19 protein-coding genes are annotated in these 14,006 nt (G+C 57.7%); 13 read left to right on the plus strand and 6 right to left on the minus strand.

From position 1 onward, the window contains the following. Positions 1–62: 62 nt before the first annotated feature. From rnhA to B0B09_RS16030, 5 genes are all read right to left on the minus strand, one after another. Complete coding sequence (rnhA, locus tag B0B09_RS16010; protein WP_076660921.1) at positions 63–521, minus strand: ribonuclease HI; 459 nt, start codon at positions 519–521, stop codon at positions 63–65. Between the two features lie 2 nt (positions 522–523). Then, a complete protein-coding gene (locus tag B0B09_RS16015; RefSeq protein WP_076660922.1) occupies positions 524–1,117 on the minus strand; it encodes a class I SAM-dependent DNA methyltransferase in 594 nt (197 codons plus the stop codon). Next, positions 1,117–1,566, minus strand: coding sequence for a DUF3429 domain-containing protein (locus B0B09_RS16020; protein ID WP_055295913.1), 450 nt, complete (start codon positions 1,564–1,566; stop codon positions 1,117–1,119). Before B0B09_RS16020 ends, B0B09_RS16015 begins: the two co-directional genes overlap by 1 nt. Positions 1,567–1,571: 5 nt before the next feature. Then, on the minus strand, positions 1,572–2,522 hold the full coding sequence (ispH, locus tag B0B09_RS16025; RefSeq protein WP_076660975.1) for a 4-hydroxy-3-methylbut-2-enyl diphosphate reductase: 951 nt from the start codon (positions 2,520–2,522) through the stop codon (positions 1,572–1,574). A 109-nt stretch (positions 2,523–2,631) separates the two neighbouring features. Beyond that, a complete protein-coding gene (locus B0B09_RS16030) occupies positions 2,632–3,207 on the minus strand; it encodes a LabA-like NYN domain-containing protein (RefSeq protein WP_076660923.1) in 576 nt (191 codons plus the stop codon). Positions 3,208–3,317: 110 nt separating this feature from the next. Here B0B09_RS16030 and folK point away from each other — a divergent pair, with 110 nt between their 5' ends. From folK to recO, 13 genes are all read left to right on the plus strand, one after another. Then, positions 3,318–3,908, plus strand: a complete 591-nt coding sequence (gene folK, locus B0B09_RS16035) for a 2-amino-4-hydroxy-6-hydroxymethyldihydropteridine diphosphokinase (protein ID WP_076660924.1) — start codon at positions 3,318–3,320, stop codon at positions 3,906–3,908. Positions 3,909–4,008: 100 nt separating this feature from the next. Then, complete coding sequence (gene rpoZ / locus B0B09_RS16040; RefSeq protein ID WP_076660925.1) at positions 4,009–4,362, plus strand: DNA-directed RNA polymerase subunit omega; 354 nt, start codon at positions 4,009–4,011, stop codon at positions 4,360–4,362. Between the two features lie 40 nt (positions 4,363–4,402). Beyond that, positions 4,403–6,553 (plus strand): RelA/SpoT family protein, encoded by a 2,151-nt coding sequence (locus tag B0B09_RS16045; RefSeq protein WP_055295917.1) that lies wholly within the window; start codon positions 4,403–4,405, stop codon positions 6,551–6,553. A 9-nt stretch (positions 6,554–6,562) separates the two neighbouring features. Continuing rightward, positions 6,563–7,201 (plus strand): DUF2062 domain-containing protein, encoded by a 639-nt coding sequence (locus B0B09_RS16050; protein WP_311135462.1) that lies wholly within the window; start codon positions 6,563–6,565, stop codon positions 7,199–7,201. A gap of 27 nt (positions 7,202–7,228) precedes the next feature. Then, positions 7,229–7,972 carry a pyridoxine 5'-phosphate synthase gene (locus tag B0B09_RS16055; RefSeq protein ID WP_076660926.1) on the plus strand — a complete coding sequence of 248 codons (744 nt, stop codon included), beginning with the start codon at positions 7,229–7,231 and terminating at the stop codon, positions 7,970–7,972. 11 nt (positions 7,973–7,983) lie between these two features. Then, complete coding sequence (locus B0B09_RS16060; RefSeq protein WP_076660927.1) at positions 7,984–8,451, plus strand: deaminase; 468 nt, start codon at positions 7,984–7,986, stop codon at positions 8,449–8,451. Then, entirely contained in the window at positions 8,448–8,762 is a 315-nt protein-coding gene (locus B0B09_RS16065; protein ID WP_076660928.1) for a Dabb family protein, read from the plus strand. Before B0B09_RS16060 ends, B0B09_RS16065 begins: the two co-directional genes overlap by 4 nt. Further along, positions 8,759–9,160 (plus strand): holo-ACP synthase, encoded by a 402-nt coding sequence (gene acpS, locus B0B09_RS16070; protein ID WP_076660929.1) that lies wholly within the window; start codon positions 8,759–8,761, stop codon positions 9,158–9,160. The genes B0B09_RS16065 and acpS overlap by 4 nt, the downstream gene beginning before the upstream one ends. A gap of 53 nt (positions 9,161–9,213) precedes the next feature. Further along, the gene (lepB, locus tag B0B09_RS16075; RefSeq protein ID WP_076660930.1) at positions 9,214–10,050 is read left to right on the plus strand and encodes a signal peptidase I; all 837 of its coding nucleotides are present in this window, start codon (positions 9,214–9,216) and stop codon (positions 10,048–10,050) included. Then, a complete protein-coding gene (gene rnc / locus B0B09_RS16080; protein ID WP_076660931.1) occupies positions 10,047–10,727 on the plus strand; it encodes a ribonuclease III in 681 nt (226 codons plus the stop codon). The genes lepB and rnc overlap by 4 nt, the downstream gene beginning before the upstream one ends. After that, positions 10,724–11,641 (plus strand): GTPase Era, encoded by a 918-nt coding sequence (gene era, locus B0B09_RS16085; protein WP_076660932.1) that lies wholly within the window; start codon positions 10,724–10,726, stop codon positions 11,639–11,641. Before rnc ends, era begins: the two co-directional genes overlap by 4 nt. Beyond that, positions 11,638–11,964 carry a DUF1491 family protein gene (locus tag B0B09_RS16090; RefSeq protein WP_076660933.1) on the plus strand — a complete coding sequence of 109 codons (327 nt, stop codon included), beginning with the start codon at positions 11,638–11,640 and terminating at the stop codon, positions 11,962–11,964. The genes era and B0B09_RS16090 overlap by 4 nt, the downstream gene beginning before the upstream one ends. 265 nt (positions 11,965–12,229) lie before the next feature. Then, positions 12,230–12,955 carry a DNA repair protein RecO gene (gene recO / locus B0B09_RS16095; protein ID WP_076660934.1) on the plus strand — a complete coding sequence of 242 codons (726 nt, stop codon included), beginning with the start codon at positions 12,230–12,232 and terminating at the stop codon, positions 12,953–12,955. Here the strand turns inward: recO and B0B09_RS16100 are convergent. Further along, a complete protein-coding gene (locus B0B09_RS16100) occupies positions 12,952–13,980 on the minus strand; it encodes an SDR family oxidoreductase (protein ID WP_076660935.1) in 1,029 nt (342 codons plus the stop codon). The genes recO and B0B09_RS16100 overlap by 4 nt on opposite strands. Between the last annotated feature and the right edge of the window lie 26 nt (positions 13,981–14,006).

The following is a 14,006-nucleotide window of genomic DNA, read 5'->3' on the forward strand; positions in this document are numbered from 1 at the left end:
CTAGCGCGGTTAGGACGACAATTGATGGAATGATCTTTGGCATATTCGTCCCTGTTCGGTTGTTACTTTGAAGGCTTAAACGGTGCCATGCCGGTGCGGGCCAACTCATCGGCCTTTTCGTTTTCGGGGTGGCCTGCGTGGCCCTTGACCCACTCCCATGTGACGTCATGGCGCTTGGTCGCTTCATCCAGCCGCCGCCAAAGATCTTCGTTCTTGACGGGCTTCTTGGCGGCGGTTTTCCATCCGCGCGCCTTCCAGCCGTGAATCCATTTGGTGATCCCGTCTTTGACGTAAACGCTATCGGTGATGATGGTCAGCGCCGTATCGCGTTCAAGCGTTTCAAGCGCCGTTATCGCAGCCAGTAATTCCATCCGGTTGTTGGTCGTTTCCGCCTCACCGCCCGAAAGCTCGCGCTGTTTCACAACGGTATTACCGTCGCGCGCGATCAGCAGCGCACCCCATCCACCGGGGCCCGGATTGCCCGAGCAGGCACCATCTGTGTAAGCATAGAGTTTCGGCATGATCAGGTCTTTTGTCCGCGCATAATGACGAAGGGATCAAGGGTGCCAGCAAGGCCCGCTTCCGTCCCCTCTTTGATATAGTTCACCTGATAGCCTGCTGATGTCAGGAGCGCCATAAGCGCATCCACCGTGACGTACGTGTAGAGTCTGTTCATTCTGTCGCGCGCGATACCTGTGCCGGTTTTCATACCCACATGAATAACGCCGCCCGCTTTGGTTGCCTTGAAGAGCGTCTTGAAATGGCGCGGCAGATCATCCGGTGCTGCGTGTAGCAGGCTGAAATTAGCCCAGATACCGTCATAGATTTCATCGCCGTCGATCTCGTCGAATTCACCCAGCCGCGCCGGAAGCCCGAATGTGTTCCGGGCAATCTCGATCATGCCTTGGGATGCGTCCACCGGATCCGGCAAAAGCCCTGCCGCGCGCATATGCGCCGATGCAGTTCCCGGACCGCAGCCCAGATCAAGCACATGCCCCCATTGCGGGATCAGATCGATGAACGCTTGCAGCGACGCGTCCGGTGTGTCGCTGGTGACCATCTGCGCATAATCTGCTGCCTTGGCATCATAGGTCGCAATGGTGCGTGCGTCCGCCATCAGAAAACGAGTGGCAGGAACGAGATAATCACGATCGCTGTCAGCAATCCGCGGAGATGCATCCACCATGCAGGTGCCAGACCCAAGCGCCAGAAATGCCAGTCCAGCAAAAGCAGGCCCAGAAAACCGACAATGAGGTTAACCGCCGCCGTTGTCGGCCCGCCGCCTGTCATAAAGAACGCCCAAAGCGCGGGGATCACTGAGAGGATATAGCTGGCGGTGGCCATCTGCCCTGTGGCTTTCGTCGCAAAGCCCCAAAGGACGCCTGACATAAACGAAAGGATAATCGCGCCGTAGAAAAGCTGGACATAGGGGCCGATAAAACGGCCGCCGAGCGTCATCTGTCCCCAGAATGCAAGATCAGGCAGCAACACTGTCGCTGCGCCCCAAAGAAACGGAAGCAGCCCTGCGAGGCCAAGAAGAAGTGCGGAGCGCGGGATCGTGTTCATGGTATCTAAGCGGGTTCGCGCAGCACGCGCGGCACTTTGAATTCGACGTTCTCTTCGGCAGTCACGACCATTTCGACGGTGGTGTCATAGCGGTCTTTGAAGGCGTCGATGACTTCGGTGATGAGCACCTCGGGGGCCGATGCCCCCGCCGTGATCCCCATTGACGTGATCCCTTCAAGCGCCCGCCAGTCAATATCGGTGGCCCGCTGCACCAGTTGCGCATAGTTGCATCCCGCCCGCGTACCCACTTCGACCAATCGTTTGGAATTTGAGGAATTCGGCGCGCCGACGACCAGCATCGCATCGCATTTTGGCGCCATCGCTTTGACCGCTTCCTGCCGGTTGGTGGTGGCGTAGCAGATATCTTCCTTGTGCGGTCCGACGATGCCGGGGAAACGGGCGTGAAGGGCCGCGACGATATCTGCGGTGTCATCCACAGAAAGGGTGGTTTGTGTGACAAAGGCCAGACGTGAAGGATCGCGCACCTCAACGGTGGCGACGTCTGCAACGGTCTCGACCAAAAGTACTTCGCCCTCGGGCAGTTGGCCCATTGTGCCGACTGTTTCAGGATGGCCCTTATGGCCGATCATGATCATTTGCAGGCCGTTGTCCGCATGGCGCTGGGCCTCGATATGCACTTTGCTGACAAGCGGGCAGGTCGCGTCCACATAGACCATCTCGCGCTGGGCGGCGGCGGCAGGGACTGCTTTGGGTACGCCGTGGGCTGAAAAGATCACGGGGCGGTCATCAGGACATTCGTCCAACTCTTCAACAAAGACCGCGCCCTTGTCGCGCAGCGCATCAACCACGAATTTGTTATGCACAATCTCGTGGCGCACATAGACGGGCGCGCCCCATTTTTCCAACGCCATCTCGACAATCTTGATGGCGCGATCAACGCCAGCACAGAACCCGCGCGGGGCGGCAAGATAGAGTGTAAGGGGTGGTTTGGTCATCTTGATCTCCGGTTTCATCACCAGAGGTAAGGGTTTGACGCGGGCAGGTCCAGTATCAGATGCTGCGACGCATTGAGGCGCGGGGTGGACGCGCCTCAATGCGAACGCATCAGTCTTCGTCAGTGCCGTCTCCGTCCGGCGCATCGCTGCGTGGTTCACGTGTCGGACGGCCAACGACATCGCGCAATTCGTCGAGTTCGATAAAGTTGTCGGCCTGACGGCGCAGTTCATCCGCGATCATCGGCGGCTGGCTCCGGATCGTAGAGACCACCGAGACACGCACGCCTTTGCGTTGCAGCGCCTCGACCAGCGGACGAAAATCGCCATCGCCCGAAAACAACACGACGTGATCGACATGGGGGGCAAGTTCCATGGCATCGACGGTGAGTTCGATATCCATGTTCCCCTTCACTTTCCTGCGGCCCATACTATCCGTGTATTCCTTGGCCGGTTTTGTCACCATGGTGAAGCCGTTGTAATTCAGCCAATCCACGAGTGGGCGGATCGGTGAATATTCATCGTTTTCCAACAAGGCGGTGTAGTAAAATGCCCGAAGCATTTTCCCGCGGCGCATGAATTCCTGCCGCAAGAGTTTGTAGTCGATGTCAAAACCGAGCGATTTCGCTGCGGCATACAAGTTTGAACCATCGATGAAGAGCGCTAAACGCTCGTCCCGATAAAACATAAGTTGTCCTTCCAAATGCGAACCTTGCGCTATTGTATTTCCGTGAGTGTTGCTAGGTTAGCGCAAGTATTTCACATAGTTAATATATTGAGCAGGTGAAACAACCGCAAATGACCAACCCAGAATGCCGAATTGCGCTTATTTGCCTTGGTAGCAACGAGGAATCTGCTTGGGGTGGTGCCTTGGCGACTGTGCGAAAAGCGATTCATATGGTGGCCGGTCTTTCAGAAAAGCCGACGCAATCCAGTGCTCTCTATGCGACACCGGCCTTTCCAGAGGGGGCTGGACCGGATTTTGTGAATGCTGCAATGGCCATCTTTACGACACTTGCGCCCGCGGATTTGCTGGAACACCTGCACCGGATCGAGGCGGCAGCGGGGCGCGAACGGACCAAGCGGTGGGGGCAACGCACGCTTGATCTTGATTTGATTGCGGTCGGGGACATGGTCATGCCCGATCATGACACCTATGCCTATTGGCGCGATTTACCGTTACAGGATCAGCTTATCGAAACGCCTGAGCAGCTTGTCCTGCCGCATCCGCGCATGCAGGACCGTGCTTTCGTGCTGGTTCCGTTGTGCGATGTGGCACCGGAGTGGCGGCATCCTTTGCTGAGGCGTTCGGTTGCGGAAATCTGTGCGGACCTGCCTTTGGCCGCCCGAGCCGAGGTCACTCCCCTGGCTGCCCCGGACGCACCATAGAAAACAACGTGCAAAGGCCGCGCAGGGCCTTGTCAATCTGGGTGGAAGGTTCTAAGTAGGCGGCTTCCAAAGTCCTTATTGCCCGACTGGAGTACGTCCCATGGCCCGCGTCACCGTAGAAGATTGCGTCGATAAAGTTCCAAACCGTTTTGAGCTTGTGATGCTTGCGGCACATCGTGCGCGTGAAATTTCCGCTGGCGCACCGATTACGGTGAACCGCGACAACGACAAGAATCCTGTCGTTTCTTTGCGTGAAATTGCGGATGAAACCCAGCAAGCCGACGACCTGCGCGAGCGTATGATCGAAGCCAACCAGTCCCAGATTGAAGTCGACGAGCCAGAAGAAGACAGCATGTCTCTTTTGATGGGCGCTGAAACCGATAAACCCGCTGATGACGATATGTCGGAAGAGAAATTGCTGCGCGCGTTGATGGATGCGCAAGGACAGCGTTAGGGTCGCCTCGCCGGCCTGACATAGATAGGCGCGCGACCAGATGACGACTGCTGATGATCTGATCGCGCTGGTCCGCACTTACAACCCAAATTCGAATCACGCGCTGCTGCGCGATGCCTTTGCCTTCGGTGAAGAGATGCACGAGGGCCAATTCCGGCATTCGGGTGAGCCCTATTTCACGCATCCTGTTGCGGTCGCCGGTATTCTGGCCGAACAGCAGATGGATGATGCCACCATCGTTACCGCATTGCTTCACGATACGATCGAGGACACCAAAGCCTCGTTCGCCGATGTCGAGAAACGGTTCGGCCGCGAGATTGCAGAGCTTGTAGACGGTGTCACCAAGCTGACCAATCTGCAACTCACCTCGACCCAGACCAAACAAGCCGAGAATTTCCGTAAGCTCTTTATGGCGACGTCGCGCGATCTGCGGGTGACATTGGTCAAACTGGCCGACCGGTTGCACAACATGCGCACGATCAAATCCATGCGCCCTGAAAAGCAGGCGCAAAAAGCGCGTGAGACGATGGATATCTTTGCGCCGCTCGCGGGCCGCATGGGTATGCAATGGATGCGCGAAGAGCTCGAGGATCTGTCTTTCCGCGTTCTCAACCCGGAAGGCCGCAATTCGATCATCCGCCGCTTTATCACGCTGCAACGCGAAACCGGCGATGTGATTCAGAAGATCACTGCCGACATGCGCGTCGAAATGGAAAAGGCCAACATCGTGGCCGACGTGGCGGGCCGCGCGAAAAAGCCTTATTCGATCTGGCGCAAGATGCAGGAGAAAGAACAGGGGTTCAGCCGCCTGTCCGATATCTACGGTTTCCGCGTGATCGTGGCGACCGAGGCGGATTGTTACCGCGTTCTGGGCGTCATCCATCAGCGCTGGCGTGCTGTGCCGGGGCGGTTCAAGGACTATATCAGTCAGCCGAAATCCAACGGCTATCGTTCGATCCATACCACCGTGTCAGGGCGTGACGGCAAGCAGGTCGAGGTGCAGATCCGTACCCGCGAGATGCATGAAGTTGCCGAAACAGGCGTTGCTGCGCATTGGTCCTATAAGAACGGTGAGCGGGTTGAAAACCGCTTTGCCGTTGATCCTGTGCGCTGGATTTCGTCGCTGACGGAACGTCTGGACGAAGATCAGGACCACGACGAATTCCTCGAAGCCGTCAAGCTCGAGATGTATCAGGACCAGGTGTTCTGCTTTACGCCCAAGGGCGATGTGATCAAGCTGCCGCGCGGGGCGACGCCGATTGACTTTGCCTATGCGATCCACACGCGGATCGGCTCGGCCTGCGTGGGCGCCAAGGTGGACGGGTTGCGCGTGCCGCTTTGGACGCGTCTGAAGAACGGACAGTCGGTTGAAGTCATCACGGCCGAAGGGCAAACGCCGCAGGCCACTTGGATTGATATCGCGGTTACGGGCCGCGCCAAGACTGCTATTCGCCGCTCGCTTCGTGAAGAAGACCGCGAACGCTTTGTGCGGCTGGGGCGCGAACTCGCGCGCGTGGCCTTTGAAAATGTGGGCAAGAAAAGCACCGAAAAGGCGCTCAAGACGGCAGCCAAGGCGCTGGCCATTGATGGCGTTGACGAATTGCTGGCCCGCTTGGGCAGTGCCGAAATCACCGGACGCAAGGTGGTCACCGCGATCTATCCCGAGCTTGAGAATGCGCAGGGCGAAGAGATCGATCAAGGGCGGGCCGTTGTCGGACTTGCACCGGATCAGATCCAGCAGCGTGGCGCCTGCTGTCAGCCGGTGCCGGGCGAGCGTATTGTGGGCATCACGTTTCGTGGTCACGGGGTGGTCGTGCACGCGATTGATTGCGCGGCTTTGGTGGACTACGAGGATCAGCCAGAGCGCTGGATCGACCTGCATTGGCAAGAGGGCACACATGGCGCGGTCAACACCGTGACATTCGATGCAACGATCGCGAACGACTCGGGCGTGCTGGGACGTATTTGCACATTGATTGGCGAACAGAACGCCAATATCTCTGACCTCAAGTTCATTGACCGCAAGCCAGACTATTTTAGGTTATTGATTGATGTTGATCTGCGCGACGCAGAGCATTTGCACCGCGTTCAAACAGCGCTTGAAGCGGAAAGCAATGTGTCGTCAATCAGGCGACACAAGGACCCAGGACTAGCACTCTTGGGAGCGGGTACACCGCGCAGGGAAGGATGACGAGTATTGGTGTTCAAACGTAGGGATAGACGGGCGATCTGGCAGATCGTGCTGGATTTCTTCTATCCTCGTGGTGGTTGGACCCGTGCCTTTGAGTACGTCAAACATCGTGTCCGCCGCTTGCCGGATACCCCGCAGAAAATCAGCCGTGGTATCTGGGCCGGTGTGTTTGTGTGCTTTACGCCGCTCTTCGGTCTGCACTTTGTCTTTGCCGCGATTATCGCACGGGCAATGCGCGGCAATATCTTTGCGGCCCTGATGGCGACGTTTTTTGGCAACCCGCTGACTTTTCCGCCCATTGGGTTCTTGTCGATCAGTCTGGGCTCATGGCTTTTGGGGCTGCCACCCGGCCGCAATGACCATCTTGGTCAGAAATTTGCCGATGCGAGCTATGATCTTTGGAACAACGTCATCGCGGTCTTTACGCCTGACCCGATCAACTGGCGCGGTCTGCAGGTCTTTTATGACGATGTTTTCTTTCCCTATCTGGTGGGTGGGATTTTGCCGGGGCTGATCACCGCGACGATCGCCTATTACCTCGCTGTTCCGGTGATTGGTGCCTATCAGACCCGCCGTAAGAAAGCGCTGCTGGCGAAGCTTGACCAGTTGAAGAAAAAGACATCACCTGAACAGGGATCCGGCCAATAGCCTGACCCAACGGAAGGACGAAAAACGATGACAAATACTTTGCGCCTTGGAGTGAATATTGACCACGTCGCCACCGTTCGCAACGCGCGTGGCGGTGCCGCCCCCGATCCTGTGCGCGCAGCGATCATGGCGGAAGCGGCTGGGGCAGACGGGATCACCGCACATTTGCGCGAGGACCGTCGCCACATCACGGACTCCGATATCGAAGGCTTGATGGCCGCTCTTAACGGGCCGCTGAATTTCGAAATGGCCGCCACAGCAGAAATGCAGGCGATTGCCTTGCGCCATAAACCCCATGCTGTCTGCATTGTGCCTGAGAAGCGTGAAGAGCGCACAACCGAAGGCGGGCTGGAGGTCGCCCGTGAGGAAAACGCGCTGGCCCATTATATCGCCCCGATACGCGACGCCGGATGCCGTGTGTCGATCTTTATCGCCGCCGACAAGCGCCAGATCGAAGCGGCACACCGGATTGGTGCCGAAGTGATCGAACTGCATACCGGTGCTTATTGTGATGCCCACGCCGAAGGTCGCTTTGATGTGCGCGATGATGAGCTGCGCAAGCTGACGGATATGGCCGCTTTCGCCCATGATCTGGGGCTTGAGGTCCACGCAGGCCACGGTCTGACGTATGACTGCGTCAGCCCAATCGCTGCCTTGCCGCAGGTGATGGAACTGAACATCGGGCATTTCATTATCGGTGAAGCAATCTTTCGCGGCCTTGGCCCTGCCATCGCCGAGATGCGCCGGATCATGGATGAGGCGCGGGCGTGACAGCCAGGCGGATGACCATCACTGAAGTGGAACAGGACGCGATGCGGGCTGTGACGGATCATGCCTGCGCACTGCATGCGGCGGGCCGCGACATCGTTTTTACTGCCGCCGTCGTTCTGGACGGCCAAGTTATCGCAACAGCCCGCAACGAAGTGGGCGACAGTGACGACCCCAGCCGGCATGCCGAGGTTGTGGCGATTGCCCAGGCCGCCAAAGCCGCCGGTGATCGGGATTTGTCGGGGGCAACGCTTCTTGCATCCTGCCAGCCCTGCGAAATGTGTCTTGCTACAATGCGCTGGGCCGGTATCGAACGTGTGATTTTCGCAGCGCAGAAGGCCAATATTGCCGATACCTATTTCCGGTTTCCGGGGCTTGAGATTTCGGATTTTCATGCGGCTTGTGACGGGGGTTTCGACTATCTGGGCGGTGTGCAGGAAGACCGCGTTGCGCATATCTATGCGGCGAAGGCTGACGGATGATCCATCATATTGTTATGCTTGATCTACACGCCAGCCATGATCACGAGGAACGCGCCGCGATCATGCAAGGGCTTGATGCGCTCCGGTTTGATCTGGAGGGTTTTGAGCGCTTCGCACATGGCCCGAACCGTGACTTTGAGAAACTGTCGCCGGATTGCAGCTATGTTTTCACCTGCAGCTTCGCGGATGAAGCCGGTTTGCAGCGCTATTTGGCTGACCAGAAACATCAGGCACTTGGCAGACGTCTGATTGCAATTTGCAACGGGGGTCTTTCAGGCCTGTGCGTCGTGGACATGGAGGAGGTGCAATGATCCTCGGGATCGGTACGGATTTGGCCAACATTGAAAGGATCGCTCGAACGCTGGATCGCTTTGGCGACCGTTTCCGCGACCGCGTGTTCACTGAGGTCGAACAACACAAAGCCGAGCGCCGCAAGGATGTCGCTGGCACCTACGCTAAGCGCTGGGCGGCGAAAGAAGCGTGTTCGAAGGCTTTGGGCACGGGATTGCGCATGGGCATTTCCTGGAAGGACATGGCGGTGTCCAATCTGCGGACGGGCCAGCCGGTCATGGATGTCACTGGCTGGGCCAAAGAGCGTCTCGACCAGATGACCCCGGAAGGCCATGAGGCCATCATTCACGTGACACTGACCGATGATCACCCTTGGGCTCAGGCCTTTGTCGTGATCGAGGCGCGCCCCATCGCTTGACAGGGCAGTCCCACAGGCTCATGTAGCCACAAACCTATTGCAAGGATCAAAAAATGGCCGAAAAAACAGGATTTATCGCCTGGCTAATTGATACAGTGAAAACCGTATTTTGGGCACTGGTCATTGCCGGCATTTTTCGCACCCTCTTTTTTCAGCCGTTCTGGATTCCCTCGGGATCAATGAAGGACACGCTGCTGATTGGTGACTTCCTTTTCGTCAACAAGATGGCTTATGGCTATTCCTATGCATCCTGTCCTTCGATCCGCATTCAGGGGCTGGGCATTGATATTGGTGCGGATGATTTCTGCGGGTTTATCGAGGACCGTGAAGATCGTATATTCGGCGCGGACCCCGAGCGGGGAGACATCGTGGTCTTTCGTCACCCTGTCGACGGCCGTGATTTCATCAAGCGCCTGATCGGTCTGCCGGGCGACCGTATCCAGATGATCAACGGTGTGCTGCAGATCAATGATGTTCCGGTTCAGGTTGAACCAGCAGGTGTATTTACCGAAATTATGGCACCTCAGGGCCCGCTGGGTTTGCGCCCGCAGTGTGCGAACGGTCCGGTCGGTTCCGGCGCTGTATGTGAAAAGAACCGCGCAATCGAGACGCTGCCAAATGGCGTCAGCCACGCGATTTTGGACATTGGACGGCGTCCGACGGACAACACTGGCGTCTTTACGGTGCCAGAGGGGCAATTCTTTTTCATGGGCGACAACCGCGACAATTCAACCGATAGCCGCGTGTCTCCGGCGGCAAACGGTGTAGGGTTTGTCGCGCGTAAGGATATCGTGGGGCGCGCTGATCGCGTCATGTTCTCTTCCGCGGGACGTTCGATGTTCGCATTCTGGACATGGCGTTCTGACCGTTTCTTCAAGGCTCTCGATTGAAGCTCTCAGCCGAACTTTCTGCCTTTTCGAAAAGGCTAGGGTACAGTTTTCAGACGCCCGAGTTACTGATCCGTGCGGTGACCCATTCTTCCATCGTCAGCCCGCATCGGGATGACAACCAGCGGCTCGAGTTCTTGGGCGACCGTGTCTTGGGGCTTGTGATGGCCGAGGCACTGCTTGCGGCTGACCCTTCTGCGCCCGAAGGCCTGCTCGCGCCGCGCTATAATGCGTTGGTACGCCGCGAAGCCTGCGCCGATGTGGCGCGCCAGATTGATCTGGGGGCGGTGCTGAAACTGGGGCGCTCTGAAATGAAATCGGGCGGTCGCCGGAAAGAGGCGCTGCTTGCCGATGCGATGGAAGCCGTCATCGCAGCAATTTATCAGGACGGCGGATTTGATGCCGCACGTGCCGCTATTCTGAAGCTGTGGGGCGCGCGGATCAACAACGTTGCAGACGATGCGCGTGATGCAAAAACCGCCCTGCAGGAATGGGCGCAGGCCCGCGGCGAGGTTCCACCGCAGTACATCGAAGTGGCGCGCACTGGACCTGACCACCAGCCTGTGTTTACCATTGAGGTGCGCTTGGCGTCTGGCCCGTCCGAGCAGGCCACAGCCGGATCAAAACGCCATGCTGAACAAGCGGCGGCAAGCGCTCTTTTAAAGAAAGTCGATCAATGACGGACGCCCCAACCAAAGCCGGATTTGTCGCCCTGATCGGCGAACCCAATGCCGGAAAGTCGACGCTTTTGAACCGCATGGTCGGCGCGAAAGTGTCCATCGTGACCCATAAGGTGCAAACGACCCGTGCGCGTATTCGCGGTGTGGCGATGGCGGAGAACGCACAGTTGATCTTCATTGATACACCCGGCTTGTTCAAACCGCGCCGCCGCCTTGATCGGGCGATGGTGGCGGCCGCTTGGGGCGGTGCTGCCGATGCCGATGTTGTGGTCTTGATGATCGAGGCGCATCGCGGCGTCACCTCTGGTGTGAAGGCAATTCTGGAAACCTTGTCTGAGCGGTCAGGTAAATCGCCAGTCGCCCTCGCGATCAACAAAATCGACAAAGTGAAATCCGAAGTGTTGCTTGCGCTGACCAAAGAGATGAATGAGGCGTTTCCTTTCGCTGAGACTTTTATGATCTCGGCCGAGCGGGGCCATGGATGTAACGCGCTGCGCGACTGGCTGGTTACACAGGTGCCCGAGGGCCCGTATCTTTACCCCGAAGACCAGATTGCCGATCTGCCAATGCGCATGATCGCCGCCGAGATGACCCGTGAAAAGCTCACTTTGCGTTTGCATCAGGAGCTGCCATACGAGCTGACGGTTGAAACCGAAAACTGGGAAGAACGCCCGGATGGATCGGCCCGTATCGACCAGCTGATTTATGTCGCGCGCGACGGGCATAAAGGCATTGTGCTGGGCAAAGGCGGCGAGACCGTCAAGGCAATCAGTCAGGCTGCGCGGATAGAGCTTGAAGAGTTCCTTGGTCGCCGTGTGCATTTGTTCGTGAAGGTCAAGGTTCGCCCCAACTGGTTGGAAGATGCCGAGCGGTATTCCGAGATGGGGCTTGATTTCAAAGACGGCAACGCTTGAAGCTGACTGCGGATATCTGGGTTTCGGCGTATCTGACGCGGTTGCGCCTGACTGAGATACCCGCCTTTGTGGTTCAGCGCGGGGACAGCACCGCAGGTGCCGTGTTGGTCAAGCTGAATACGCTGGATGGTAAGGCGTGCTGTTATCAGCGCAGCTTTGATCTGATGACCGGCGAACGCAAATGGATGGTTCTGGTCGCGGGCGACGAGGCCGAAGTTGATGCCTCGATCGTCAAGCAGCGTGGCTTTGATCCTGATCTGTGGGTGATCGAGGTTGAAGACCGCCAGGGACGTCACCTGCTGGATGAACCGGGGTTAGACTGACTTTTATGCCTCCGGCGGGAGTATTTTTGGCAAGATGATAAGGCATAATTAACCAAGTCACCCCTTACTGCTCTTATGGCACAGGCTGGAGAGCCGATGGCCACGCAAGGTGATGAGCTTTGGTTCGTCTCTGGGGCAAGATGGTCGTTATCATCTTGCCCTAAATACTCCCCCGCCGGAGGCGTTCTGCCCGTACAGGCAACGCAGTGCTTGCAACTGCGCGACACCCGGTCTGTTATGCGCAAATGAAACGGACGTTTTCCCTATGATCGAATGGCGAGATGAAGCCGCACTTCTGTCGTCGCGCCCCTTTGGTGAGACTGCTGTGATCATCGAGGTGTTCAGCGCGGCACATGGCCGTCATGCAGGTGTCGTGAGGGGTGGGAGCAGTCGCAAGCTGGCACCAATCCTGCAACCGGGTGCGCAAGTTGCAGTGGCCTGGAGGGCGCGGCTGGATAGCCATCTTGGGAGCTTTACGGTTGAGCCCATCCGAAGCCGTGCAGCGGCAGCGATGGGTGACAGGCTCGCCCTGGCGGGGCTGAATGCGGTGTGTAGCCTCTTGAGCATGGTTCTGCCGGAACGCGAGGCGCATGGCCCGCTCTATGACCGTACGATCGGGCTACTTGACCTTTTAGGGCAGTCCGAGGTTTGGCCACTGGCCTATCTGCGTTGGGAACAGGCGCTTTTGGAGGAAATGGGATTCGGGCTCGACCTTTCGGCCTGTGCCGTGCGCGGCGTGAACGAAGACCTCGTCTATGTGTCTCCGAAATCGGGCCGTGCTGTCAGTCGCGAGGCAGCAGGTGAATGGGCCGACCGCATGCTGCCCTTGCCGCCTGTACTGGCAGGCAAGGGAGATGCGTCTAACAGCGAGATCGCCAGAGCGCTGGGGACCACAGGCTATTTCATCGAACATCGCTTGATCAAAAGCTTGGGTGATCACCCTATGCCGGGCGCGCGCGCGCGGCTAGTTGATGCGATCATGCGGGCCTAGGCCGGTTTGTTGTCGATCAGATAGGCCGCTGTCTCAACGGCAGACTTATGCGCTTGCCGCATCCCGCGCCCCAAGGTGGCAATTGCGCGTGCGTTATCCAGCTTATCCACACGCCCCAGAACCGGGGTGATTGATTTGATCGCTGGATCGAACATCGCCAGAAACCGCACGACGAAATCAGGTGCGACACGGGTGACGATCTTGCGGTCAGGGTAGGCTGTCTTGATCGCTTTTGCCAAATCCACGAATTTCATGAAGCGATCGACCGTCATGATCCGTTGGCCGTATGTTTGCGGCTTGTCGATTGCGACCACATGCATTTCGGCCACATCACGGACGTCGACGGTGGCGAAACCGAAATTCGGCAACATCGGGTCTTTGGCGCGCAATATCCGTTCGATCACTGAAACGGATGTGCCGAATTTATGGTCGAGTGGTGCGCCAATCACAAAGCCGGGGTTGATGGTTGTCAAATGTAGGTCGGGCGCAGTGTCGCGCACAAAATCCCATGCCGCTTGCTCGGCCAGTGTTTTTGATCGCGTATAGGCAGATGTGTCCGGATCGGTGGGGTCAGTCCAGTTGGTTTCATCAAAGGATGTATCCCCCGGGGGCAAGGCAGAGCCGCTAATTGCAGCGGTGGAGGAAGTCAGGATCACACGCGAAATACCGGCGTTATGGGCCGCACGCAGTGCACGCAGAGCACCATCGACGGCAGGCCGGATCAGGTCGTCTTCGTTCTTGGGTTGGGTCATTGGGAAGGGTGAGGCGGTATGCATCAGCACGTCAACCCCGTCCATTGCGCGTTCCCAGCCGTCATCCGCTGTCAGGTCCAAGGCGACGAAGGACAGCCGGTCATCAAGCGTGGCAGGATCGCTCAGGTGCGGGCGCACAGCGTCAGTCACTTCCGCGCAACGTTCAAGGCTGCGGACAGTGCCGCGCACATGATAGCCCGCTTCGAGGAGCTGCAGCGCGATATGTTTGGCGATATAACCGGATGCACCGGTCAGCAGGACGGTTCTTGGCACGAGACAGGTTCCTTTATCAGACCTGA

The organism is Yoonia rosea, assembly GCF_900156505.1.
GTDB lineage: Bacteria > Pseudomonadota > Alphaproteobacteria > Rhodobacterales > Rhodobacteraceae > Yoonia > Yoonia rosea.

Bases quoted from the DNA above. Each gene is read 5' to 3' on its own strand.
- rnhA (WP_076660921.1), bottom strand. From the start codon at position 521: ATGCCGAAACTCTATGCTTACACAGATGGTGCCTGCTCGGGCAATCCG.
- B0B09_RS16015 (WP_076660922.1), bottom strand. From the start codon at position 1,117: ATGGCGGACGCACGCACCATTGCGACCTATGATGCCAAGGCAGCAGAT.
- B0B09_RS16020 (WP_055295913.1), bottom strand. From the start codon at position 1,566: ATGAACACGATCCCGCGCTCCGCACTTCTTCTTGGCCTCGCAGGGCTG.
- ispH (WP_076660975.1), bottom strand. From the start codon at position 2,522: ATGACCAAACCACCCCTTACACTCTATCTTGCCGCCCCGCGCGGGTTC.
- B0B09_RS16030 (WP_076660923.1), bottom strand. From the start codon at position 3,207: ATGTTTTATCGGGACGAGCGTTTAGCGCTCTTCATCGATGGTTCAAAC.
- folK (WP_076660924.1), top strand. From the start codon at position 3,318: ATGACCAACCCAGAATGCCGAATTGCGCTTATTTGCCTTGGTAGCAAC.
- rpoZ (WP_076660925.1), top strand. From the start codon at position 4,009: ATGGCCCGCGTCACCGTAGAAGATTGCGTCGATAAAGTTCCAAACCGT.
- B0B09_RS16045 (WP_055295917.1), top strand. From the start codon at position 4,403: ATGACGACTGCTGATGATCTGATCGCGCTGGTCCGCACTTACAACCCA.
- B0B09_RS16055 (WP_076660926.1), top strand. From the start codon at position 7,229: ATGACAAATACTTTGCGCCTTGGAGTGAATATTGACCACGTCGCCACC.
- B0B09_RS16060 (WP_076660927.1), top strand. From the start codon at position 7,984: ATGACCATCACTGAAGTGGAACAGGACGCGATGCGGGCTGTGACGGAT.
- B0B09_RS16065 (WP_076660928.1), top strand. From the start codon at position 8,448: ATGATCCATCATATTGTTATGCTTGATCTACACGCCAGCCATGATCAC.
- acpS (WP_076660929.1), top strand. From the start codon at position 8,759: ATGATCCTCGGGATCGGTACGGATTTGGCCAACATTGAAAGGATCGCT.
- lepB (WP_076660930.1), top strand. From the start codon at position 9,214: ATGGCCGAAAAAACAGGATTTATCGCCTGGCTAATTGATACAGTGAAA.
- era (WP_076660932.1), top strand. From the start codon at position 10,724: ATGACGGACGCCCCAACCAAAGCCGGATTTGTCGCCCTGATCGGCGAA.
- recO (WP_076660934.1), top strand. From the start codon at position 12,230: ATGATCGAATGGCGAGATGAAGCCGCACTTCTGTCGTCGCGCCCCTTT.